This window comes from Streptomyces endocoffeicus (assembly GCF_016741935.1).
In the GTDB taxonomy this organism is placed as follows: Bacteria; Actinomycetota; Actinomycetes; order Streptomycetales; family Streptomycetaceae; genus Streptomyces; species Streptomyces endocoffeicus.
Genome location: NZ_JAERRG010000001.1, coordinates 57,625 through 80,264 on the forward strand (window position 1 = coordinate 57,625; position 22,640 = coordinate 80,264).

The 22,640-nt window shown below is 67.6% G+C and carries 18 protein-coding genes; 10 read left to right on the forward strand and 8 right to left on the reverse strand.

Annotation, left to right across the window (positions count from 1 at the left end):
• Positions 1-107 precede the first annotated feature (107 nt).
• Entirely contained in the window at positions 108-869 is a 762-nt protein-coding gene (locus JK364_RS00290; protein ID WP_201846285.1) for a DeoR/GlpR family DNA-binding transcription regulator, read from the forward strand.
• Between the two features lie 274 nt (positions 870-1,143).
• On the forward strand, positions 1,144-2,727 hold the full coding sequence (locus JK364_RS00295) for a GMC oxidoreductase (RefSeq protein ID WP_201846286.1): 1,584 nt from the start codon (positions 1,144-1,146) through the stop codon (positions 2,725-2,727).
• A gap of 18 nt (positions 2,728-2,745) precedes the next feature.
• Here JK364_RS00295 and JK364_RS00300 read toward each other — a convergent pair whose 3' ends face one another.
• Positions 2,746-4,353: a PucR family transcriptional regulator gene (locus JK364_RS00300; RefSeq protein WP_201846287.1), complete on the reverse strand. Its 1,608-nt coding sequence runs from the start codon at positions 4,351-4,353 to the stop codon at positions 2,746-2,748.
• 124 nt (positions 4,354-4,477) lie between these two features.
• On the opposite strand from JK364_RS00300, the gene hisD reads away from it, so the two are divergent.
• The 4 genes from hisD to JK364_RS00320 all read left to right on the forward strand — a co-directional run bounded on the left by hisD (position 4,478) and on the right by JK364_RS00320 (position 10,003).
• On the forward strand, positions 4,478-5,803 hold the full coding sequence (hisD, locus tag JK364_RS00305; RefSeq protein ID WP_201846288.1) for a histidinol dehydrogenase: 1,326 nt from the start codon (positions 4,478-4,480) through the stop codon (positions 5,801-5,803).
• A gap of 95 nt (positions 5,804-5,898) precedes the next feature.
• Complete coding sequence (locus JK364_RS00310; RefSeq protein ID WP_201846289.1) at positions 5,899-7,512, forward strand: APC family permease; 1,614 nt, start codon at positions 5,899-5,901, stop codon at positions 7,510-7,512.
• Positions 7,509-8,177, forward strand: a complete 669-nt coding sequence (locus JK364_RS00315; RefSeq protein ID WP_201846290.1) for a ThuA domain-containing protein — start codon at positions 7,509-7,511, stop codon at positions 8,175-8,177. The genes JK364_RS00310 and JK364_RS00315 overlap by 4 nt, the downstream gene beginning before the upstream one ends.
• A gap of 38 nt (positions 8,178-8,215) precedes the next feature.
• Entirely contained in the window at positions 8,216-10,003 is a 1,788-nt protein-coding gene (locus tag JK364_RS00320) for a thiamine pyrophosphate-binding protein (RefSeq protein ID WP_201846292.1), read from the forward strand.
• A gap of 233 nt (positions 10,004-10,236) precedes the next feature.
• Here the strand turns inward: JK364_RS00320 and JK364_RS00325 are convergent, their stop codons facing one another.
• The 6 genes from JK364_RS00325 to JK364_RS00350 all read right to left on the reverse strand — a co-directional run bounded on the left by JK364_RS00325 (position 10,237) and on the right by JK364_RS00350 (position 16,371).
• Positions 10,237-11,196 (reverse strand): electron transfer flavoprotein subunit alpha/FixB family protein, encoded by a 960-nt coding sequence (locus tag JK364_RS00325; protein ID WP_201846294.1) that lies wholly within the window; start codon positions 11,194-11,196, stop codon positions 10,237-10,239.
• Positions 11,197-11,229: 33 nt separating this feature from the next.
• Positions 11,230-12,015, reverse strand: a complete 786-nt coding sequence (locus JK364_RS00330; protein WP_230991237.1) for an electron transfer flavoprotein subunit beta/FixA family protein — start codon at positions 12,013-12,015, stop codon at positions 11,230-11,232.
• Positions 12,016-12,111: 96 nt separating this feature from the next.
• Entirely contained in the window at positions 12,112-12,552 is a 441-nt protein-coding gene (locus JK364_RS00335) for a hypothetical protein (protein WP_201846296.1), read from the reverse strand.
• The gene (locus JK364_RS00340) at positions 12,549-14,195 is read right to left on the reverse strand and encodes a GMC family oxidoreductase (protein WP_201846298.1); all 1,647 of its coding nucleotides are present in this window, start codon (positions 14,193-14,195) and stop codon (positions 12,549-12,551) included. The genes JK364_RS00335 and JK364_RS00340 overlap by 4 nt, the downstream gene beginning before the upstream one ends.
• Positions 14,196-14,257: 62 nt before the next feature.
• Complete coding sequence (locus JK364_RS00345) at positions 14,258-14,860, reverse strand: short chain dehydrogenase (RefSeq protein ID WP_201846301.1); 603 nt, start codon at positions 14,858-14,860, stop codon at positions 14,258-14,260.
• Positions 14,857-16,371: a gamma-aminobutyraldehyde dehydrogenase gene (locus JK364_RS00350; protein WP_201846302.1), complete on the reverse strand. Its 1,515-nt coding sequence runs from the start codon at positions 16,369-16,371 to the stop codon at positions 14,857-14,859. The genes JK364_RS00345 and JK364_RS00350 overlap by 4 nt, the downstream gene beginning before the upstream one ends.
• A 386-nt stretch (positions 16,372-16,757) precedes the next feature.
• On the opposite strand from JK364_RS00350, the gene JK364_RS00355 reads away from it, so the two are divergent.
• The 3 genes from JK364_RS00355 (at position 16,758) to JK364_RS00365 (ending at position 20,227) form a co-directional block, all read left to right on the forward strand.
• Complete coding sequence (locus JK364_RS00355) at positions 16,758-18,236, forward strand: aldehyde dehydrogenase family protein (protein WP_201846304.1); 1,479 nt, start codon at positions 16,758-16,760, stop codon at positions 18,234-18,236.
• 110 nt (positions 18,237-18,346) lie between these two features.
• A complete protein-coding gene (locus JK364_RS00360; RefSeq protein ID WP_201846307.1) occupies positions 18,347-19,249 on the forward strand; it encodes a dihydrodipicolinate synthase family protein in 903 nt (300 codons plus the stop codon).
• A gap of 201 nt (positions 19,250-19,450) precedes the next feature.
• On the forward strand, positions 19,451-20,227 hold the full coding sequence (locus JK364_RS00365; RefSeq protein ID WP_201846309.1) for a FadR/GntR family transcriptional regulator: 777 nt from the start codon (positions 19,451-19,453) through the stop codon (positions 20,225-20,227).
• 122 nt (positions 20,228-20,349) lie between these two features.
• On the opposite strand, the gene JK364_RS00370 is transcribed toward JK364_RS00365, so the two are convergent.
• The gene (locus tag JK364_RS00370) at positions 20,350-21,372 is read right to left on the reverse strand and encodes a proline racemase family protein (RefSeq protein ID WP_307841111.1); all 1,023 of its coding nucleotides are present in this window, start codon (positions 21,370-21,372) and stop codon (positions 20,350-20,352) included.
• Positions 21,373-21,933: 561 nt separating this feature from the next.
• Between JK364_RS00370 and JK364_RS00375 the strand changes: the two genes are divergently transcribed.
• Positions 21,934-22,527 carry a TetR/AcrR family transcriptional regulator gene (locus tag JK364_RS00375; RefSeq protein ID WP_201846313.1) on the forward strand — a complete coding sequence of 198 codons (594 nt, stop codon included), beginning with the start codon at positions 21,934-21,936 and terminating at the stop codon, positions 22,525-22,527.
• Positions 22,528-22,640: the final 113 nt, after the last annotated feature.

Genomic DNA, 22,640 nt, shown 5'->3' on the forward strand with positions numbered 1-22,640 from the left:
CGAAGCGAGCGTTCCATGCCGATCACCATAACGAACGTACTTTGTGATTGGAAAGCCTATGAATGAACAGCTTGCTTGTTTGTTTCGGGGTGATGTTCAATCGCGGTATGAGCAACGCAGACCGACACAGGCTGATCGCCCAGGCCGTCGGAGAGTCGGGCAGTGCCACGGTCCAGGAACTCGCCGCGCTGGCCGGCGCCTCGGAGATGACCATCCGGCGCGACCTCGACACACTGGCCGCCCACGGCGTCCTCGAACGCGTCCGCGGCGGGGCACGCACCCTGCTGCTCAGGGGCGAGGAGCCGCCCTTCGCGCTGCGCGCCCACGAAGCCATCGACGCCAAGCGCCGGATCGCGGCCGAGGTGTCCTCGCTCATCGCCGACGGCGAGACCGTCCTCCTCGACAGCGGCACCACTTGCCTGGAGGTCGCCCGTCTGCTGCGTGGCCGGCAGGTCACCGTGATGCCCCTGTCACTGCAGGCAATCCACGTACTCGGCGACGCCCCGGGGCCGACCACGCTGATGGTGCCGGGCGGACGGCCCCGCGCCGCCGAGGGGGCCCTGACCGGCCCCCTCACGCTCGCCTCCCTGGCGGCGCTGCGCTTCGACACCGCGATCGTCGGCTGCTGCGGCCTGAGCGCGGCCGAGGGCCTGACCGCCTACGACCTCGACGACGCGGCGGTGAAGAAGGCCGGCATCGCCTCCGCCCGCCGCATCGTCGCCGCCGCCGCCGGCAGCAAACTCGGCCGCACCGCCCACGCCCACGTCGGCCCGTCCACCCTCCTGGACACCCTCGTCACCGACACCACGGCACCTGCCGACGAGGTGACCGCGCTCGAAAGCGGCGGCACCGTCGTCAAATCCGCCTGACAAGTCCCTTGTGGCCGGCAATCCGTCAGAGTCAACCGACACCGTAGCGAGCTCTCTCGCACAGAATCGCGGTGCTCACAGTGCGCCATTCAATGACCGACCATTGCTCACTTCGTGCATGTCCTACGCGCAGGGGACTGCTTAGCCTCTTCAAGAACCACTCCGGCAGGACCTCTCCATGTCTCGGTCCCATCTCCAGAGAACTTTGCCGCAATGGACAGCATGACCCCCGTCCGCCGAATGAACGTAAAGGCACCGAAAGGAAGTCGGATTGATGGATAGCCCGGTCTCGCAGAATTACACGCCCGCGGAACTGCGGCCGGATTCCCTGATCTCGGCCGGAACCGCGGATGAGATGAACACGGATGTCCTGATCATCGGCTCCGGCATGGGCGGCGCCACCCTGGCCTGGGCCCTCAAGGATTCCGGGCACCAAGTGCTGGTCGTCGAGCGCGGCACCTTCCTCCCCCGCGAGCCCGAGAACTCGCAGCCGACCGAGATGTACCTGAAGGGCCGGTACAAGAACGCCGGCCACTGGTACGACGGCAGCACGGGAAAGACGTTCGCACCGGGCGTGTACTACTGGGTCGGCGGAAACACCCGCTTCTACGGCGCCATGCTGCCCCGCTTCCGGCGCAGCGACTTTACCGAGGTGGAACACCACGAAGGCACCTCGCGGGCATGGCCGTTCACCTACGAGGACCTGGAGCCTTTCTACAGCACCATGGAGCAGCTGCTCCAGGTGCACGGGCAGACCGGTGAAGACCCGACCGAGCCGCCGCATTCGCAGACCTACCCCTACCCGGCGCTCAAGCACGAACCGGTAATCGAGCGGTTTGCTGGGGCTTTGTGCAGGCAGGGCCTGCACCCATACCACGCCCCGAACGCGCTGAATGTGCGCGGTCAGGACGACCGTGCCGCCGTGGCCACCGCGGATGGCTGCCCAGACGAGACCGGGATGAAGTCTGACGCGGAGAACAGGATTCTGCTGCCCGCGCTGAGTGACGGCGTGAAAATCATGACGGGAGCCGAGATCACCCGGTTGATCACCTCCCCGGACGGCCGCAAGGTTGTCGCGGCCGAGGCACGACATGCGGGCCGCACCGTCCGCATCAACGCCAAAAGCTTTGCCGTGGCCGGTGGCGCGGTCAATTCGGCGGCGCTGCTGCTGCGCTCGGCCGACGACGCGCATTCGCGGGGGCTCGGCAATTCGTCAGGGCTGCTGGGCCGCAATTACATGGTCCACAACAGCACGTTTTTCGTGGGCGTCAACCCGCTGCAGATCAACCCCACGAAATGGCAGAAGACGCTCGGGCTGAACGATTTCTACGAGGCGGGCCCGGGGACGCCTTTCCCGCTCGGCAACCTGCAGATGCTGGGTAAGCTTCAGGCCCCGATGCTCAAGTCCGCCCGTCCGTGGGTACCGACGCGGGTTCTGAAGTTCATGTCGGACAGGAGCATCGACATCTACTTGACCACCGAGGATCTCCCGTCGCTGGAGAACCGGGTCCGGGTGGATGGTGACCGGATCCTCATCGACTGGAAGCCGAACAACCTCCAGCCGCACCGCACGCTCGTGAACCGGGTCACCAAAATGGTCCGTAAGGCGGGCTATCCGCTGATCTTCACCCAGCGCATGGGTATCGAGACGAACTCACACATGTGCGGCATCGCCGTCGCAGGCCACAATCCCGCGGAGAGCGTCCTCGATCCCTTTTGCCGCAGCCACGATATCGAGAACCTCTGGGTGACCGACTCCTCGTTCTTCCCATCGTCCGCCGCACTCAACCCAGCCCTGACGATCGGCGCCAACGCGCTGCGCGTCGCTCCGTCGATCGCACAAGCCACCGAGGGCTGATCGGCCCCACGGTGTCGATCACGTACGCCGAAGTGTCGGTTTGCGCAGCAGATCGTAGCCTCGAACTGCGAGCTGCAGACGCTGCTGGTTCTCGATGTGAGTAAGGTCGATTCCAAGGATCTCGGACAGCTTTTCGAGGCGATGATAGACCGTCCGCCGCTGGATGAAGAGCACGTCTGCTGCCCGTGCTTTGTTGCCGCCGCAATCCAGGAAGGTCCGCAGGGTCGGCAGTAGCGGGTTCTTCGCCAGGGCGTCGTGCTCGAGCAGCGGTCCCAGTTCGTCCTCGACGTAGCGTGTGAGTTCGGGTCCGTCGGAGAGCGCCACCAGTAGACGAAGCGCTCCCAGGTCATCGAAATGCCGCACCTGCGGCTCCACGGCGGCTGCCGCCACGGAGGCAGCGCTGCGGCTCTGCCTCAGCGCAAGAGGCAATGCCGCCGGTGGCACGATGCGGCTGATGCCACCTCCGACGCCGTGGTCGCTCAAAGTGATGTGCACCTGACTCGGGTCACCGCCGGCGGGAAGACCGACGACTGCCGTGTCGAAGTCCCCGGTGTCGCCGACGACGGCGGGCCAGTCGGCGTCATGGAACAGGCGAGCGAGGGTGTGGTCCTTGAAGGGCTGGCCGTCCCCCGCGCGCGCCGTGACGACAATCAGGTCACGCCCACGGAGGTCCTGCCCGAGCGCCAGGCTCAGGCTGACGAATTTCTCCCCGGTGATGTCGCCGAGCAGTAGCCGGTTCAGGAGGGCCGTCTGGCGCTGGGCCGAGCGGGCCCCGTGCTCTCTCTCGCTGAGCAGGGTGATCGCTACCGCTGCGGCTGCCCGTTCCAGCGTGCGCAGATCGGTGCGGCTCGGCTGCGCCTTGCCGTGCAGAAGGTGCAGCCAGCCCCACTCCTCTCCCCGAAGGATCACAGGCTGGCGTGCGCAGGGCACGACATCGCGGAACGACGCCGCGTGGGCTGTGGGAACCGCGGGGCCCCGGGCCGCGAGGGAGTGGTGGCGTTCGTGGATGGCCCGGGAGTGTGCGCTCCACCGGTTCACGATCTCGTCGGCTTCCGGAGCGGCGCCACCGTAGGCGAGCATTTGGTGAGCCACGTCTTCCAATATCACGGCGTGCCCCGTGCGGTGGGCCAGTTCCCGGACCACCCCGACATAGTCATCGTCGGCGAGCAACAGATCCATGAATGCCTGACTGGTGGCCTCTTCGGCGGTCAGTTGTTGCAGGCGCATCTGGACCAGCACTTCGTGGACCTGGGCTGATGTCTCGACGAAGGGGATCTCGTCCGTCAGCCCGACGAGGGGCAGGCCGACGGCTTCGGCCTCCTCGACAGCGGCCTCGGGCATTTTATCGAACATACGTCCAGCGAGTTCGACGACCAGAACGGCGGCGCGGGCGTCCGCGAGACGCCGGATGAAGGCGCGCTGCTGGCCGGCTGTGGTTCCCATGCCGAGTCCGGCGGTCAGCAGCATCTCCTCGCCGGTGAGGAAGCGGTGAATGTCCGGGATCTCGCCGGTGTGGACCCAGCGCACGGGACGGTCCAGGTTCTTCTCTCCCGCGTGGACGCGCACCTCGGTGCGGGTGAACACCTCGAGTTCCAGAGCGGCGCGAACGGTCAGGACTTCAGTCATGGGCTTCTCCAGAGTGTGCAAGATCCATGGGCAATATCGCACATGTTGTGCCTGTCGTCACAGGCCGCTGTTTACCCAGACTTCAGGTCAGCCCACAGACACGTCCATCTGCAAGGAGTGCAGAGTGTCCAGCACGAGCAAGATCGTGAAGGGTCCCCTCGCGGTAGAAGCGTCGCGGACCAGCCGACCGGAAATCGTTGCCACCGTCGCCGAGGTTATCGCCGACGTTCGGCAGAACGGTGACGCCGCCGTACGCCGGTGGTCGCAGAAGTTCGACGGGTGGAGCCCGGAGTCGTTCCAGCTGAGCCCCGACCAGGTCGCCTCCGTGGTCTCCTCGGTCCCTGAGACAGTCCTCGACGATCTGCGCTTCGTCCAAAGGCAGGTCCGCGGCTTTGCCCAGGCTCAGCGGGATTCCCTGAACGACTTCGAGGTCGAGACCCTGCCCGGGGTGTACCTGGGACAGCGCAACATCCCCATCGGCGCGGCCGGCGCGTATGTTCCCGGAGGCCGGTATCCGCTTACGGCATCGGCCCATATGACCGTGCTGACGGCCAAGGTCGCCGGTGTCGGGCGGGTCGCGGCGACGACCCCGCCGGACCGCGGGACGCCGCCACCCGTGAGCATCGCCGCGATGCATCTGGCGGGCGCGGACGAGATCTACGTCATGGGTGGTGTTCAGGCGGTAGCGGCCCTGGCACTGGGTACGGAGACGATCGCCGCGGTCGACATGCTCGCCGGGCCGGGAAACGCCTATGTCGCAGAGGCCAAACGGCAGCTCTTCGGTGAGGTCGGTATCGATCTGTTCGCCGGGCCGACAGAAGTGCTGATCGTCGCCGACGAGACCGCCGACCCGTTGGTGGTGGCCACCGATCTGCTGTCCCAGGCCGAGCACGGACCGGACTCCCCGGCGGTCCTGATCACCACGTCGCACGAGGTGGCCACGCGGACCATCGCGTACGTGGAGGAGCTGCTGCCGGGCCTGTCCACCGGCGAGATCGCCGGACGGGCCTGGCGGGACAGGGGTGAGGTGATCGTGGTCCCCAGTCTCGATGCCGCCTACGAGCTCGCCGACGAGTACGCGAGCGAGCATGTGCAGATCCTGACGGCCGAGCCCCGTGAAGCACTGCACCGGATGCGGAACTACGGCGCGCTGTTCCTCGGCGACAAGACCTGCGTCGCCTACGGCGACAAGGTCATCGGCACCAATCACGTCCTGCCGACGATGGGGGCAGCCCGATACACCGGTGGACTCTGGGTCGGCAAGTACCTCAAGACGGTGACCTACCAGGAGATCCAGAACGCCGCCTCCAGCGCCGAACTCGGCGAGATCTGCGGGAGGGCCTCCCGCATCGAGAACTTCGAGGGACATGCCCGCTCGGGCGACGTCCGCAGTGCGCGCTACGGATCGGCCCGGCCGGCCTGGACCGACCACGCCTTCGGACGGGCCTGACCGGTGCCGGCGGATCAGGACTTACGCCACACCGCCCCCGCAGCGAGGCTGCCGTTCCGCGACGAGCAGTCCTACTTCAATCCCCGGAGATCGTCATGTCAGCTACAGAGAACGAGGCGCAGGCGGCGTCGAGCACCGCTCGTGTCGCTCCCTCGGGCGGGGCCGTCGGCCCGGTCTCATCAAGTGAGGACGCCGAACTGCTCGCGGCACTGGGCTACGAGCAGCGCTTTGACCGCAAGGTCAGCCTGTGGTCGAACTTCGCCCTCGGCTTCGTCTATCTCTCGCCCCTCGTGGGCGTCGTGTCCCTCTTCGCGGTCGGTCTGTCCACCGCCGGCGGACCGTCCATCTTCTGGATAGCCATCGTCGGTATCGGGCAGTTCCTGGTCGCCCTGGTCTTCGGCGAGATCGTTTCGCAGTTCCCCCTCGCCGGCGGGCTCTATCAGTGGGCCCGGCGCCTGTGGAACGGGCGCTACGCCTGGTTCACCGCGTGGACCTATATCTGTTGCATCACCATCGGTATCACCAGCACGGCCTTGTTCAGCTCGGACTTCGTGGCCAGTCTCTTCGCCGGTACCGCCGACCAGCCGGGGGTCTCCTCCTCCCCCGGCCAGCGCCTGCTCATCGCCGTAGCCGTCACAGCCGTCTGCCTGATGTGCAACAGCTTCGGCACCAGGACCCTGGCTCTGATCTCGAAGATCGGCCTTGCCGCAGAGCTGATCGGCATCATCCTCGTAGGTCTCTATCTGCTGGTCTTCGAGCGGCACAACTCGATCTCGATGTTCTTCGACAGCGGCGGCACCAGCGATGGGGGCAGCTACTTCGGAGCGTTCGTCGCCGCCTCGATCGTCGGGCTCTTCCTCTACTACGGGTTCGAAGCATGCGGTGAAGTCGCCGAGGAGGTGCCGAATCCCGCGCGCAGCATCCCCCGCGCCATGCAGTTGACCGTGGTGGTCGGAGGACTGTCAGCGGTCTTCGCATTCGCCGGTTACGCGCTCGCCGCGCCGGATCTCCCCTCGATCCTGGCGGGGAAGGACGCCAATCCGATTCCCGCGATCCTGCAGAGTTCGATCGGCACCGTCGGTACGAAGCTGGTGCTCGTCGTCACCCTCACATCCTTCATCGCCGGCGTCATGAGCCAGCAGGCCGCGGCGAGCCGTATCGTCTTCTCCTTTGCCCGCGACGACATGTTCCCCGGCGCCCGTCTCTTCTCAAAGATCTCCCGCAAGTACCGTGTTCCGACGAACGCCCTGCTGGCCGTGAACGTCACGCCGCTCCTGCTGTTCGTCTTCGTCTACTTCTCGCCCGACTCACTCGTCAAGATCGCCGCCTTCCAGGTGCTGGCCGGATACGCGGCCTTCCAGCTGATCGTCCTGGCCGCCCTGCGGATGCGGTTGCGGGGCTGGCGGCCGGCCGGTGCGTGGACCCTCGGCCGCTGGGGACTCACGGTCAACGTGGCAGCCCTGGTCTATGGAATCCTGGCCATGGTGCTCCTGGCCGCTCCCAGCGGCGACGCCGGGGCCTCGTTCGTGGACCGCTGGATCGCACTCATCGGTTTCCTCCTCGTCTCGGCGGCGGGCCTCGCATATCTGCTGGCGGCCAAACCGGAACGTAAATCCACCGCGCCGGAAGGCGACGCTCTGGAAGTGGCGGAACGCCTTCGCAACCGCGCCGCGAGCACTGCCCGTACGACGGAAGGGACGAACGCATGACCCGCGTTCTGTATCTCTACGGTGGCTGGCCGGGGCACAAGCCCTATGAGGTCGCCCGGGAATGGGCGCTCCCGATTTTCAAGGACCTGGGCTTCGACGTCGACGTGGCCAACGACATCTTCGCGCTCGACGCCGATCTCACCGGCTACGACCTGATCGCGCTCAACTGGAACAACGCCCTGCTGTCCGAGGGGCTCACCGTGGCCCAGGAGCTGAGTCTGCTGCGGGCGGTGGAGTCCGGCACCGGGATCGCCGCCTGGCACGGAGCCGCGGCAGCGTTCCGCATGAGCCTGAAGTACCACTGGCTGATCGGAGGCAGTTTCCTGGAGCACCCTGCCGGTGAGGGGGTGAAGTACCCCTACGAGGTCTCCATCACCGACACCGGCCACGAGATCACGGCAGGGGTCAAGGACTTCCGCGTGGCTTCTGAGCAGTACTACATGTCGGTCGACCCCAACAACCACGTCCTGGCGCAGACCACCTTCACCGGCGAGCAGCTGCCCTGGCTGGAGGGTAAGACCATTCCCCAGGCATGGATCCGGACCTGGGGCGCGGGCCGGGTCTTCTACAGCGCGGTCGGACACGATCTCGACGACCTGCGGAACCCCGACGTGACCCGGCTGTGTACCCAGGGCTTCACCTGGGCCGCCCGCCGGGGCCAGTGACCTGTAAGAACCGAACCGAGCTGAGTGGGAGCAACCACATGCCAGTCCTCACCGGAGGCCAGATCGTCGCGCGAACCCTGCGCAACTACGGCGTCGACTACGTCGCCGGCATCCCCGGTCACGGCATCTGGTCACTGACCGACGCCTTTCTCGACAACGAATCCAAGATCCCGTTCATCCAGACCTTCCACGAGCAGAGCGCCGTCCACCTCGCCGACGGCTACTACCGTGTCACCGGCCGTCCCCAGGCCGCGGTGACCTCCATCGGCGCGGGCGCCAGCAACACCGTGATCGGGATGGGGACCGCTTTCACCGACTCCACCAGCGTCCTGGTCATCACCGGCGGCCCGCCGACCCATATGCGCGGCCACGGCCTGCTGCAGGAACTCGACCGCTACACGGCCAACGACTTCCCCAAGGTCGCCGAGGCCGTCAGCAAGCGGCACTGGGTCGTCACCCGCGTCGAGGAGCTCCCCTTCGTCCTGCACCGCTGTTTCAACTCCATGCTGACCGGTCGCCCCGGCCCCGTGCACCTCGAGGTGCCGATGGACGTGCAAGCCGAGGCCGCGAACGTCGACCTGCATGACCTGGCGCGACGCGTGCCCGTCGGACGCCAGCACCCCGACCCCGAAGCGGTGGACCGCGCCGTCGAGGTGCTTCGTGGAGCCGCCCGGCCGGTCATCGTCGTCGGCGGTGGCGCCGTCACCTCCGAGGCCTCCGATCAGGTCCTGGCTCTGGCCGAACGCTGGCAGATCCCGGTCGTGACCACCTGGAACGGCAAGAGCGCCTTTCCCGAGGACCATGCGCTGTTCGCCGGCAGCGTCGGCCAGACCGGCACTCTGGTCGGCAACGCGATCGCCGGCTCCGCCGATGTCGTGGTCTCCGTCGGCTGCCGCTTCACCGACTGGTCGGCCTCCAGCTACGCCAAGGGCATCAGCTTCTCCATTCCGCCGGCGAAGCTCATTCACATCGACATCGACCCCCACGAGATCGGTAAGAACTACCCCGCCGAGGTGGGTATCGTCGCCGACGCACAGCGAGCCGTGGCCGCTATCGTCGACTCCCTGCCCGCACAGGGTGCCGACCGCTCCGAATACCTGGCCGAGCTGGCCACTCTCAAGGAGCAGTGGGAGGAGAAGCTCGCCGGGCGCCGCGACAACGACCGCTTCCCCTTCACCTCACAGCGCCCGCTGGGTGCCCTGCGCTCCGTCCTTCCCCGCGACGCGATCATCGTCGCCGGCTCGGGCAACACCCAGGGCGCGGTCAAGCAGACCTTCCCCGTGTACTCCCCGCGCACTCACCTCACCTCAGGCGGCTTCTCCTCCATGGGCTGGGCCATCCCGGCCGCGGTCGGCGCCAAGCTGGGACGGCCGGACCGCCCCGTGGTGTGCGTCCTGGGCGACGGTGACTTCCTCATGACCGCGCAGGAGATCGCTCTGAGCATCACCACCGGCGCACCGGTGGTCTTCGTCGTCCAGAACAACGCGGGCTACATGTCGATCCGCGGTGGCCAGCGCAAGCAGACCTCCCGCCACATCGGCACGGAGTTCTCGCGTCCCGACGGCACGCCTTACAGTCCCGACTTCGCCGCCATGGGCCGGTCCTTCGGCATCGAATCGTGGAAGGTACCGGACGCCGACTCCCTGGAGTCGACCCTGCACAAGGCAGTCCAGTCGGGCGAACCCGCCCTGGTGGAAGTCCCGACGGACCGCGACGCGGCCGGCCCCTGGGTGCCTGGCTGGTGGGACTTCCCGGTCCCGGCGTACATCACGGACGAACGCCAGGAGGAGTACCAGCGCACTCGGTCCACCGAGCAGCACCTCTGAGCAGTTCTCCCAGACTCCGCAGCCGCCGCGCTCGCAGCGGCTGCGGAGTTCCGGATGCCGGTATCAAGCGCAGCGCCGCCGCCGGCCTCCCCCGCCTGGCCGTAATACGCCGCACCTATGGTCCCTTTACGATCTTTCATTCGGCGGCAACACGAAGCACGCACGGAGGATGACGACCGATGGGAGCCGGCACGACCACGCGCGCCCGGGACGGCGCTCCGTACCACGCCCTCTCAGTCCGCACGGGCGTATTCGCTGAGCTTCGGCAGCACGTCGAAGAGATCGCCGACCACTCCGTAGTCCGCCAGGCCGAAGATCGGTGCCTCCGCGTCCTTGTTGACCGCGACAACGGTCTTGGAGGTCTGCATCCCGGCGCGGTGCTGGATCGCCCCCGAGATGCCTGCCGCCACATAGAGCTGCGGGGAAACCTGCCGGCCCGTCTGGCCCACTTGCTGGGAGTGCGGGTACCAGCCCGCGTCCACGGCGGCGCGCGAGGCGCCGACGGCGGCTCCGAGCGCGTCGGCGAGTTCTTCGACCACGGCGAATCCCTCCTGTCCGCCCACCCCTCGGCCTCCGGAGACGACGATCGCCGCCTCGGCGAGATCCGGCCGCCCCGCACTGGCCCGCGGGGTCCTGCTGACGACCTTCACGCTGGTGGCCAAGGCCGAGAACTCCACGGTGACCTGCTCCGTACGGCCCGCCGTTGGCGCCGGTTCCGGGGTGACCGCGTTGGCCTTGACGGCGATGACAGCCGTGCCGTGAACGACCGCCGAGACGACCGCATACGATCCGGCGAAGACCGACTGGACCGCCTCGGGGCCATCGTCGCCGGACCGCACGTCGACCGCGTCGGTGATAAGACCGCCGTCGAGGCGAAGGGCAAGGCGAGCGGCGATCTCCTTGCCTGCACCGGAGGAGGTGAGAAGTACAGCGGCGGGGTCGGCCTCCCGGGCGATCTGGGTCAGCGCGTCGACCTTGGGGACGACGAGGTGGTCGGCGAACTCCGGGGCTTCTGCCACGTACACGGTGGCCGCGCCGTATTCATGGGCTTGGGCTGCGAGCGCCTCCGGGTCGTCTCCCCCGAGGACGACGGCGGCGGGGTTGCCCAACCTGCGGGCGAGCGTGAGCAGTTCGAGGGACGGCTTGCGGATCCGGCCGTCGTTGTGGTCGATCAGGACGAGGACGTCACCCATTGTTCTTGTCTCCTGAGGTGTGCTCGGCGGCCACTAGAGGAACTTCCGTTCGGCGAGGAACGCGGCGAGTCGCTCGGCGCCCTCGCCGTCGTCCTCGATCAGCGTTCCCGCCTGCCGCGGGGGCTGCGCCGTGATCGTGCGAACCGCGGTCCTGGCTCCGGCGAGGCCGAGCTGGTCGCCGTTCAGCCCCAGATCGTCGAGATCGAGGGTCTCGACGGGCTTCTTCCTGGCCGCCGTGATGCCCTTGAAAGTCGGGTAACGAGCCTCACCGGACTGGTCGGTCACAGAGACAAGGGCGGGTAGCCCGGCCAGCAGCCGCTCGGTCGCGTGATCGGCCTCGCGCCGCCCCGTGAGCGTGCCGCCATCGAGGGCGAGCTCGGTGAGCAGTGTGACCTGGGGGACGGCCAGTCGCTCGGCGAGCAGTGCGGGCATGACGCCCATGGCGCCATCGGTGGAGGCCATCCCGCACACGATCAGGTCGTAACCGGCGTGTTCGATGGCCTTGGCCAGAATCGCGGAGGTAGCCAGGGCATCACTGCCATGGACCGCCTCGTCGCTGACGTGTACGGCCCGCTGCGCGCCCATGGCCAGCGCCCTGCGCAGCGCGTCCACCGCGTCGTCGGGTCCGACGGTGAGTGCGACGACCTCGGCGTCGTCGGTGGACTCGGCGAGCCGCAAAGCCTGTTCCACCGCGTACTCGTCGAGTTCGGACAGCAGGCCGTCAACGGCCGCCCGATCGGTGGTGTGGTCGTCGGCGAAGCAGCGGTCACCGGTGGCGTCGGGAACATGCTTCACCGGCACGATGATCTTCAAGGTCATGACATTCCTTCTGAGGTACGCGCGAAAGCGGCGAGTCGGACGGTGCGGCCGGCCGCACCAGCTCGTGTCACGCCGGAGCGGCCGCACCAGCTCGTGTCACACCGGAGCGGCCGCACCGGCGTCGGGTGTCGGGCGGTAGCGCGGGCCACTGGCCAGCATGGGCCCGATCAACTCCTCGTCGAGGTCGTCGACGGCTTCCGTGAGCGACGCGGGACGTGGCACCTGGCCGGGGTACCCGATCGCCTCGCGCACCTGGGGAACCATGTAGTAGGCCCCGGAGAGCAGCGTGGTCAGCGCCTGTGCGTCGGCCGGATGTTCTTCGGTCAGGCGACGCAGCGCGTTGTGCGGATCCAGTCCCCTGGCCTGATCGCAGGCGCGGGCTACGGCCGATACGAGGGACGGTTCGGCGGCGAAGGCCCGGCCGAGCCAGATGCCGTCGGCCAGGACGGCGTCCGCCGCGGGTTCCCGTTCCCCGGCGGGGATGAGGGCCGCGGCCAGCTCCAGGAGGGTGGCGTTCTGTTCGGGGCTGAGCGTCATGACAGGGGTACCTCCTGGGCCCGGGCGTTCTTGGCCAGGTGTTCGGCGGTGCGCAGGGCGATGGCGGCGATGGTCGCGGTCGGGTTCACCGCACCCGCCGTGGGGAAGACGCTGCCGTCGACGATGAACAGGTTGGACACGTCATGCGCGCGTCCGTATCCGTCGACGACGGAGGTGTTCGGGTCCGCGCCCATCCGTGCGGTGCCCAGCAGATGGCCCGGCTGGTCGCTCCACAGTTCCGTCTCCACGGTCTTCAGGGCGCCGGCGGCCTCGTGGGCCTCGTGGATACGGTCGAGGTTGAAGCGCATCAGGCGCCGGGTGTTCTCCGAGACCCTGTAGTTGATCCTGGGAGCGGGAATGCCGTCGGAGTCGGTGAGTTCGCCGTCCAAGGTGACGGTGTTGGTCTCCTCCGGCAGATCCTCGGCGTTGACGCCCCACTGGAAGGTGTGGCCGAGGGTCGTGCGCATCAACTGGTGCACGCTGGCGCCCCAGCGGTCCTCGAAGGGGGCGTCGTCGTGGAGGGAGAGCGCCCGCAGCGGACCTCCGGTGGGCATGACCTGCCACTTGGCACCGCGGACGAAGCCCCGGCGGGCGTCGGTCTCGTAGAACTCCAAGGAGTGGATGGAGTGCCCGGCCGGGCCGAGCCTGCTGTCCATGTCCTCGTCGTAGATGCCGGTGACCTCGCCATTGGGGTGGAGCATGAGGCGCTTGCCGACCAGACCGGAGGAGTTGGCCAGCCCGTCGGGGAACTGGTTGCTCCGGCTGAGCAGGAGCAGTCGGGGAGTTCCCACGCCGTTGGCCGCGAGCACGACCACTTCGGCGGGCTGGAAACGCTCATTGCCGTCCCGGTCGAGATAGACGGCTCCGGTGGCGCGTCCCCTGTGGTCGGTGTGGATCCCGCGGACCCGGGCTCCGGTGATCAGACGGGCACCGGCGTGCAGGGCGATGGGCCAGTGGGTGAGGTCGAAGGATCCCTTGGCCCCCTGCGGACAGCCTGTCTCGCAGGCGCCGAGCCGTACGCACTGGGCGAGATTGCCGTGTCGCTGGGAGGCGATGGCGTTGGGGCCGGGCCACCAGTGCCAACCGAGTTTGTTCATGCCGCGCGCGGCACGCTTGCCGATCTTGCCGATGGGGTGCGGCGGCATGGGCGGCGCCCAGCCCGGCGGGTAGGCGGGGTCGCCTTCCAGCCCGCTCAGGCCGACCTCCGCATCCACCCGGTCGTAGTAGGGAGTCAGCTCTTCGTAGGTGAAGGGCCAGTCGTCGCCGACGCCGTCGAGGGTGCGGGTGCGAAAGTCCGAGGGCAGCAGCCGCATCCACTGGGCGCCGAAGAGCAGGCTGCTGCCGCCGACGCCGGAGAACATCACGGGGTGGATGTCCGACCCGCTGACTTCGCACGGATAGTCCGCGGGGCGACGCCGGACGTTCGGGTCGTGATGCCATCGGCGCATCGACAGGAGTTCCCACTCCGGCTTGTCGCCGGGGAACTCGGTCGGGTTGACCCAGTCGCCCTGTTCGAGACAGACCACGCTGAACCCGCGTTCGGCGAGGTAGCGAGCGGTGACGGCACCGGAGGGACCGGCCCCGATGATGAGGACGTTTGCGGGGTCGGCGGTCCCGCTCCGGGCCGCGGGTGGGGTGTTCATGAGAATTCCTTTCGTACGGCCACCTGGGCCGAGCGGTGAGGAGGCGCACACGGAGCTGATCCTCAGTGGCCGACGGAATGGATCTGCCCGGTGCCGACTCCCTCGATCGCTCGTACATAGGCGAGCGCCGCCGTAGCGGCGGGAACCGGGAGAAAGCCCGGGAAGAACTCGGCGTAGCCGCCCCAGGACTCTTCCAGCGCGGTGGGGCTGACCGCATTGAGACGCAAGCCGTGGGGCAAGACGGCGGCGCCCGCCGTGACGAACGCCTCGACCCCGCCGTTCACGGTGGACGCGACGGTGCCTGTCGCGATGGGCTGGGCCGCCAGGACCCCACTGACGAGGGTGAAACCGCCGCCCGGTGTCACGTGGTCGATGCCCTGTCGGACGAGCTCGATCTGGCCGAGGAGCTTGTCCTCGAGGCCGCTGCTGTAGTCCTCGAGGGCGAGGTCGCCGAAGGCGGCAAAGGGTGTCTTGCCCGCGGTGCACGCCACGGCGTCGACCTGGCCGACGGCATCGTACAGGGCGGTGATGCTACGGGCGTGGCGCAGATCCACCCGGTACTCGCCCTGGCGGGACGCCTCGACGACGTCGTGGCCGCGCTCGCTCAGAGCGGTGGAGACAGCGGAGCCGAGGACCCCGGATGCTCCGACGAGGAGGATCTTCATGCGTTCTTTCCCATCGAGCCGGCGACGAGTCCGTGCCAGGACTTCGCGGCCGTGGGCCGTGAAGCGGACATCACATGCTTGATCTGGGTGTAGTCATCGAGGGCGTAGGTGCTCATGTCCTTGCCGTATCCGGAGGCTTTGTAGCCACCGTGGGGCATCTCGCTGATGATCGGGATGTGGTCGTTGATCCAGACGCATCCCGCGGCGATCTCGGCCGAGGCGCGCTGGGCGCGGAAGACGCTGGAGGTCCAGGCGGACGCCGCGAGCCCATAGCGGGTGTCGTTGGCGAGGGCGAGGGCCTCGGTGTCGTCGTCGAAGGGCAGCGCGGTCAGCACCGGGCCGAAGACTTCGTCCTGGACGATCTCGCCGCGCTGGTCCGCGTCCACGATGAGGGTGGGCAAGTAGTAGGCTCCGGCGGCCAGTTCACCTGCGCCGGCCTGTCCGCCCGTGACGACCTCGGCCCCGTCCCGGCGTGCGCGGTCGACGATGGCCGCGACACGGTCCCGGTGATCGCCGCTGATCAGGGATCCCAGGTCGGTGGCCGGGTCGTCGGCGGGGCCGACGGTCACCTGTCGCATCAGCTCGGCGACGCGGTCCACGAAGGCGTCGTACAGGGGACGCTGGACGTAGGCACGAGTGGCGGCGGTGCAGTCCTGGCCCGCGTTGATGAGCGCGCCCGCGACAGCGCCACGTGCGGCGGCCTCCAGGTCGGCGTCGTCGAAGACCACGAAGGGCGCCTTGCCTCCCAGCTCGAGGTGGAGCCGCTTGGTGGTGGCGGCCGCCGCGGCGGCGATCTGCCGGCCCACCGGCGTCGACCCGGTGAACGAGATCATGTCGACGTCCGGGTGGCTGGTCAGGTGGGCGCCGACGGTGGATCCCCTGCCGGTGACGATGTTGATGACACCGTCCGGGATTCCGGCGCGGGAGGCGGCTTCGGCGAAGGCTACCGAGGTGCACGGGGTGAGTTCGGCAGGCTTGAGCACGATGGTGTTGCCGGCCGCGATGGCCGGGAGGATCTTCCAGCCGGCCATCTGGAACGGGTAGTTCCAGGGGCTGATGGAGCCGATCACGCCGATGGGCTCGCGGCGGATGCTGGAGGTGTGTTCCCCGGAGTACTCCCCCGCGGACTTGCCGCTCAGGTCACGTGCGGCACCGGCGAAGAACACGGCGTTGTCGACGGTTCCGGGGATGTCGAATCCCTCGGCGAGCTTGATGGGCTTGCCGCCCTGCCGACTCTCCAACGAGGCCAACTCCGGTGCCGCTGCCTCAAGTTCGTGCGCGAGGCGGTGCATCAAGGTCGAGCGTTCGGCGGGAGTGGCACGAGACCACTCGGGGAACGCCGTCCGCGCCGCCACGACAGCCTCGTCGACGTCGGCGGTCGATGCGTGGGTGTCCTCTGCCACGAGGGTGCCGTTGGAGGGATCGATGACGTTCAGCTCGGTGGTCGAACCACCGCGGCGACGGCGTCCGGCGATGAACTGCTGGCCTTCTCGGCTGAGGGTTGGCGTCATGGTTGCTCCGTGGTGCTGGGATACGGGACGGGGACGGGGCCCCGTCAGGCGTCAGCGATGTCGCACAGCTGACGGAAGTGGTCATTGAGGAACACGCCGTGCGGGCCGAGCCGACGGCGGGACGTCGACGCCGCCTCACGTATGAGGCAACGCGCCGGCCACCTGACGTGAGGCTACTTATGTTTACCGTTTTTGGCCAGCACTGATCCAGTTTTTCCATCACGGCAGCCCCAGTTAGCAATGGAGCACACACACCCCAGGCAAGGACAGGGCCTTCCATACATGCAGCTCATGACCAAGACAATGGCCATTCATTATTGCCATTCGAGGCCAATGTGACTAGCGTGCAGGCCATCCGGGGAACCCGGCAGTGAACAGGAGCGGACATGACCTTCGATATCAACCCGGCGCAGGCACGCCGACGAGTCGCCGAACTGGCCGGCCGTGTCACCGGCAACTTCGTGGACGGGCGCTGGATCTCCGCGGGCGGCGAGCGACGAGCCGTACACGACCCGTCCACCGGTGAGGTGATCGGGTACACCAGCGACAGCACGGCCCAGGACGTGTCGGTGGCCGTGGAGGCCGCCAACCGGGCGAAGAAGGCATGGGCGGCCAAGACTCCGTCCGAGCGGTCGGCCGCGCTGCTGCGCCTGGCCGCCGCCGTTGAGGAGCGGGCCGAAGAGTTCGCCGTGATCGAGTCGGTGGACGCGGGCAAGCCCATCACCACGGTCGTCGGCGAAGAGGTGCCCGGCCTCATTGATGCCATTCGCTACTTCGCCGGCGCCGCACGGAACCTGCCGGCTCCCTCGGGAGGCGACTACCTGGCCGGCTACTCCTCCACCATGCGGCGCGAACCGGTGGGCGTCGTCGCGGCGATCACCCCGTGGAACTACCCCCTGCTCCAGGTGGTCGCCAAGGTCGTCCCGGCGATCGCCACCGGCAACACCGTCGTCGTCAAGCCGGCCGAGGCCACGCCCTACTCCACGGCGCGTTTCGCCGAACTCGCCGCGCAGTACCTGCCCACGGGTGTCCTCAATGTGGTGTACGGGAGCGGAGCGGTAGCGGGTGCGGCGCTGGCCGAGCACCCCGATGTGGATCTGGTCTCCTTCACGGGCTCCATCGAAACGGGCCGCAAGGTCGGCATCGCTGCCGCGGACGGCGTCAAGAAGGCCGTCATGGAGCTGGGCGGCAACTCCCCCGTCCTCATCTTCGCGGACGCGGCGCTGGAGCACGCCTTGGACGCCATCTGCGCGGCCGCTCTCTACAACGGTGGCCAGGAGTGCATGTCGGCGAGCCGTGTCATCGCGCACGCCGACGTGTACGAGCAGGTAGTGGCCGGTCTGACGTCCCGTCTGGAACAGGTGGCCGTCGGAGACGTCCTCGACCCCAAAACGGTACTGGGCCCCCTGATCACCGCCGAGCAGCGCGAGCGGGTCGCCGCGAAGGTCGAGAACGCGAGCGACGGCACGCGGATCACGACAGGCGGCGACGGCCTGCCGGGCGGCGGTTACTTCTTCGCCCCGACCCTGGTGGCCGGCGCACGCCAGGACGAGCACCTGGTCCAGGAGGAGATCTTCGGCCCGGTCATCACGGTGCAGAGTTTCGAGACCGAGTCCGAGGCCCTGGCGATGGCCAACGGCACCCGCTATGGACTCGCCTCATCCGTCTTCACCACCGATGTCGCCACAGCCGCGCGTGTCCAGGCCGAGCTCGGCTACGGCACCGTATGGGTCAACACCCACCTGGTCTTCGGTCCCGATCTGCCGGTCTCCGGCTTCAACGCCTCGGGTATCGGCACCGAGAACTCGCAGGACGGACTCCTGGAGTTCACGCGTCTCAAGCACGTCATGGTCGACCTGGCCTAGTCCGGTCCCCACTCCTCCTTCGGCGGGCCGCACTCACCCACGCCCAGCGGCCGTACCGCTTCGCCGGCTCGGGCGGCCGCACTCAACGACACGGAAGGGCTTCGTCCCCGATGAAGAAGAACCCGCAGATCAAGGGCATCCAGGTGGCCCTGGTGACGCCGTTCACCGAGGATGGCTCGCGCATCGACGAGCCGCTGCTTCGCGCACATATCGAGCGGCTCATCGCCGCCGGTGTCCACGGCATCGTCCCAACCGGCAGCACCGGCGAGTTCACCGCGCTGACCCTGGAGGAGCACAAGCGGGTGACTGAGGTGTGCGTCGAGGCCGCGGCTGGGCGCATCACGGTCATCCCCGGAACCGGCTCGCTCGCCACCGAGAACGCCGTCGAGCTCAGCCGTCACGCCTCCGAGGCCGGCGCTGATGCCATCATGGTGGTCCCGCCTTTCTACGAGGGGATGTCGCCCCAGGAGCTTTCCACCTATCTCCGGGACATCTCCCGCGTCGTCGACGTGCCGATCGTCTACTACAACATCCCCGGCGCCACCGGCGTGAAGCTGTCGCCCGAGGAACTGTCGGAACTCAGCAAGATCGACGGTGTGCGCTACCTCAAGGACACCTCCGGTGACGCCGTCGCGCTGGGTGCTCTTCTGTCCCGGTACAGCGATCGCATCACCGCCTTCAACGGCTGGGACACGCTGACGTTCTACGCCCTGGCCGCCGGCGCCGAGGCCGCGGTCTGGGGTGCGGCGAACTTCATCCCCGAGCTCGCGGTGCAGCTGTGGGAGGCCGTCGCCGAGCGCAAGGACCTGGAGGCCGGCCGGAAGCTGTGGGCCAGGATCTGGCCTATCTGCGACTTCCTGGAGTCGCACAATTACTGCGCGGGCATCAAGGCGGGCCTGGACGTCGTCGGACACAGCGCGGGCCCGGCCCGCAGGCCGACTCTCGCCCTGGGCGCCGATGAGTGCGCCACGCTGGCCCAGCTGCTGAAGAACGCGGGCGTGGCAGTGGCCTGATTCACCCACGCTCATAAACGCCCGGCCACTGCCGGTACCCGGCCCCGAAGTCCGCCACCGACCCCGTGCGGCTTCGGGGCCCGCCGCGCTCGCCCTTGCACCCGCGCGAGGGCGAGTTCTCCCGCACATGCACAGTTACTCACTGGCAACATGCATTACCGTAGACGGTAATGCTCGATTCCTCTCCAAGGGATGACATCCATGCGTCAGTTCGGTCCTGTTCGTTCACGACGGGTCACGCACGACGTGATGGCGCAGTTCCTCGACCGGTTGAAGTCGGGTGAACTACGCGAGGGTGATGCTCTGCCCGGTGAACGCGCGCTGGCAGCACAGATGGACGTCTCCCGCCCCACGATCAGCCACGTCGTCGGCCGGCTCACCGAGGCGGGAATCCTCAAGAGCGGTCAAGGACGCAATGGCAACGCCGAAGTCATCTCCATCTGGATCCCGGAATGGCTGGAAGAGGACACCAATGAGGTCGCCGGCGATCTGTCGCCCGAGGCGATCTTCCGTGTTCTCGAAGCACGCAAGGCCGTCGAGCCGCGCGTTGCGCAGCTGGCGGCGCTGCGGGCCACCGATCAGATCTACGACGAGATGGCGCGTTCCATCCAGCTGCTGCGCAAGCAGCGCAATGACGTAACGCGCGCCCAGCAGGCCGAGCAGCTTTTCCACCGCATCATGTGGCGCGCGGCGGGCAACCCGTCGCTGGAACGCATGATGAAGGGTCTCGAGGCCGAGATCGCCCCGATCCACGAGCTGATGCTGCGCACGCCGGAGGACTACGAAGCGGGCGTCGAACTGCACGAGGCCACCCTGGCCGCGATGATGCGAGGGGATCCTGAGGAGATCGAACGGGAGATGGTGCGCCACCTGACCCACTTCGAGATGATCGTCGAGGACTCCCTGCAGCGCACCCCGCGACGCAAGCTGCCCTCGTTCTTGATGCCGTTGGCCGGCGAAAATCGGCCCGCACGCTGACGAAGCGAAGAAGAGCGGAAGTGTCCGGCACAGGCTCGAGGGCGTACGGCTGACCGCACTCAGCAGTCAGCCGTACGCCCTTCACCCACCCACCCAGAATGGGGATCTGTCCCGGACCGGGATCAGTGCTCGGGCTCCCAAGGACGCCCCACGACAAAGCCGTTCTGGAAGGGGTCCGAGGGATCCAGCACCAGCTGGTTGAACGAGGTGATCCAAGCCCTGCCCGAGATACTCGGCACAACGGCCTCATAGGAACCGACCGTGGTGGTGTCCTCGACGCGCGCGTCGAAGAGGCTGCCGATCGGCGACTCGTGCCGGAACAACTGACCGGGCTCGAGCTGCCCGTGGGCATGCAGAACGGCCAAGCGGGCCGAGGTTCCGGTACCGCACGGGGAGCGGTCGAGCCGGCCCGGGGAGACGATAACGGCGTTCCTCGAGTGGACCATCTCCTTGCCGTCCTCGTCCTGGCCGTAGTGCAGCGGGCCCGTGAACAGGGTCTGTGTGATGCCCGGGATCTGCGGGTTCTCCGGGTGGGCCACCTCGAGTTGCTCGGCGCCCGCCTTCTTGATGCGCTGCCCGACCTCGCACAGGGCCGCTTCCTCGCTCACGTCGAGCTCGAAACCGGCGGCCTCCGCATCGACCACCACGTAGGTCATGCCGCCGTAGGCGACATCGACCGTGAGCGTTCCCAGGCCGGGCACGTCCAGCGAAGCCGACTTGTGATAGACGAAGGCAGGCTGGTTGACGAGCTTGACCCGCTCCACCTTGCCGTTCGCGCACTGACACTCGACCTTGATCAGGCCTGCCGGCGATTCCAGAACAAGGTTCGTCACCGGCTCCGACATCGACAGCATGCCCGTCTCGAGCAACACCGTGGCCACGCACATGGTGTTGGAGCCCGACATCGCCGGGTACTCCGTGGACTCCAAGATGATGAAGCCCATGTCCGCCGCAGGGTTGTTCGACGGAACGACGACGTTGGCGTTGTGCCAGACCGCGCCGCGGGGCTCCTGCAGCAGCAGCTTGCGCAGCTGGTCGTGGTGGGACGCGAAGTAAAGACGCTTGTCGAACACGGTCTCGCCGTGAATCGGCGGCAGCCCGCCGACGACGACCTTCCCGGACTCGCCCTCGGCATGGGTGTCCACCACGTGCAACGAACGGCTGAACCTCATGTGACTACCTTTCCACCGGCGGTTTCACGACCCCGCGCAATAGGTTAAGTCAACTTGCCATTTTCGGCAATACTACTTCCCCCGACAACCATGCAGGCAAGGAGAGAGGCAGGCGCGTACGCACAGGCGAGGCGGCCCATCCGTCCGCACGCAGGAGCACCACCGACTGCCCGCGAGCCGACCGCCAGCCCGAGACGCAGCCTGACGACGAGGACATACGGTCACCACCCCAGCACCCTCGCGATCATTCGTGTTCTATTGCCATTAACGGTCAATAGCAGGAACGACCGTGTGCTCCGTTGCCGAGGAACTCGGGGCCGCGGAGGCTGACGTAGTCGGACCCGTCGAAGCAGAAGCGGCATCGTCACCGCGGGCCGTGAGGGCCCCGGCCGCGACCACCAGGGTGCTGTTGTCGACACCGCGCAGGTGAGGCTGCCCCCCCCACCTGCGGACCGCCCCGATCCGGCCATCGACGCCGAGGTCGGACCAGGGCGTTCCTAGACGACTGGTCTAATTTGGGGTACAGTCAGAGACATGCCAGCTACCGTACGCAGTTCCGGCACCCGTCGGAACATCCTCGACACCGCTCAGCGGATCATGGCCCACAAGGGCTACTCCGCGGTGGGCATCAATGAGGTGCTCAAGGAAGCCGGCGTGCCAAAGGGGTCCTTCTATCACTACTTCACCTCGAAGGACGCTTTCGGTGAAGCACTACTGAAGAGCTACTTCGCGGACTATGTCGCAGACATGGACCGCATCCTCGCCCCGTCCGGGCGGTCGGCCGCCGAGCGGCTGATGGCGTACTGGCAGCAGTGGCGGGAGACGCAGAGCTTTGACCACTGCCAGGGCAAGTGCCTGGCAGTGAAGCTCAGCGCCGAGGTCGCCGACCTGTCGGAACCGATGCGCCTGTCCCTGAAGGAGGGCACGGACGCGGTCGTCGACCGCATCGCGCGGGCGATCGCCGACGGCCTGAAGGACGGATCCCTCTCCATCGACGGCACCCCCCGCGACGTCGCCCGGCCGCTGTACGACCTGTGGCTCGGCGCCAGCGTCATGGCTAAGATCCACCGCAGCCTCGCCCCCATCGACACCGCCACAGCACTGACCCGCCAACTCCTGCACCTGTAGGAGCCCGGCTCCCTCACAGGAGCCTCCGCCACGCCAACCGACCAGGGCCAGCGGGAAAACCCGCGCATGAGATCCTGGCGCGCCCTGGCAAAATAGACCGGTCTACTAGACAG

What these genes read in the sequence shown, in the direction of transcription:
- JK364_RS00335 (WP_201846296.1), bottom strand. Translation starts at nt 12,552, where the DNA reads ATGACGCTCAGCCCCGAACAGAACGCCACCCTCCTGGAGCTGGCCGCG.
- JK364_RS00320 (WP_201846292.1), top strand. Translation starts at nt 8,216, where the DNA reads ATGCCAGTCCTCACCGGAGGCCAGATCGTCGCGCGAACCCTGCGCAAC.
- JK364_RS00355 (WP_201846304.1), top strand. Translation starts at nt 16,758, where the DNA reads ATGACCTTCGATATCAACCCGGCGCAGGCACGCCGACGAGTCGCCGAA.
- JK364_RS00330 (WP_230991237.1), bottom strand. Translation starts at nt 12,015, where the DNA reads ATGACCTTGAAGATCATCGTGCCGGTGAAGCATGTTCCCGACGCCACC.
- JK364_RS00310 (WP_201846289.1), top strand. Translation starts at nt 5,899, where the DNA reads ATGTCAGCTACAGAGAACGAGGCGCAGGCGGCGTCGAGCACCGCTCGT.
- JK364_RS00290 (WP_201846285.1), top strand. Translation starts at nt 108, where the DNA reads ATGAGCAACGCAGACCGACACAGGCTGATCGCCCAGGCCGTCGGAGAG.
- JK364_RS00345 (WP_201846301.1), bottom strand. Translation starts at nt 14,860, where the DNA reads ATGAAGATCCTCCTCGTCGGAGCATCCGGGGTCCTCGGCTCCGCTGTC.
- JK364_RS00295 (WP_201846286.1), top strand. Translation starts at nt 1,144, where the DNA reads ATGGATAGCCCGGTCTCGCAGAATTACACGCCCGCGGAACTGCGGCCG.
- JK364_RS00325 (WP_201846294.1), bottom strand. Translation starts at nt 11,196, where the DNA reads ATGGGTGACGTCCTCGTCCTGATCGACCACAACGACGGCCGGATCCGC.
- JK364_RS00350 (WP_201846302.1), bottom strand. Translation starts at nt 16,371, where the DNA reads ATGACGCCAACCCTCAGCCGAGAAGGCCAGCAGTTCATCGCCGGACGC.
- JK364_RS00360 (WP_201846307.1), top strand. Translation starts at nt 18,347, where the DNA reads ATGAAGAAGAACCCGCAGATCAAGGGCATCCAGGTGGCCCTGGTGACG.
- JK364_RS00365 (WP_201846309.1), top strand. Translation starts at nt 19,451, where the DNA reads ATGCGTCAGTTCGGTCCTGTTCGTTCACGACGGGTCACGCACGACGTG.
- JK364_RS00300 (WP_201846287.1), bottom strand. Translation starts at nt 4,353, where the DNA reads ATGACTGAAGTCCTGACCGTTCGCGCCGCTCTGGAACTCGAGGTGTTC.
- JK364_RS00315 (WP_201846290.1), top strand. Translation starts at nt 7,509, where the DNA reads ATGACCCGCGTTCTGTATCTCTACGGTGGCTGGCCGGGGCACAAGCCC.
- JK364_RS00375 (WP_201846313.1), top strand. Translation starts at nt 21,934, where the DNA reads ATGCCAGCTACCGTACGCAGTTCCGGCACCCGTCGGAACATCCTCGAC.
- JK364_RS00340 (WP_201846298.1), bottom strand. Translation starts at nt 14,195, where the DNA reads ATGAACACCCCACCCGCGGCCCGGAGCGGGACCGCCGACCCCGCAAAC.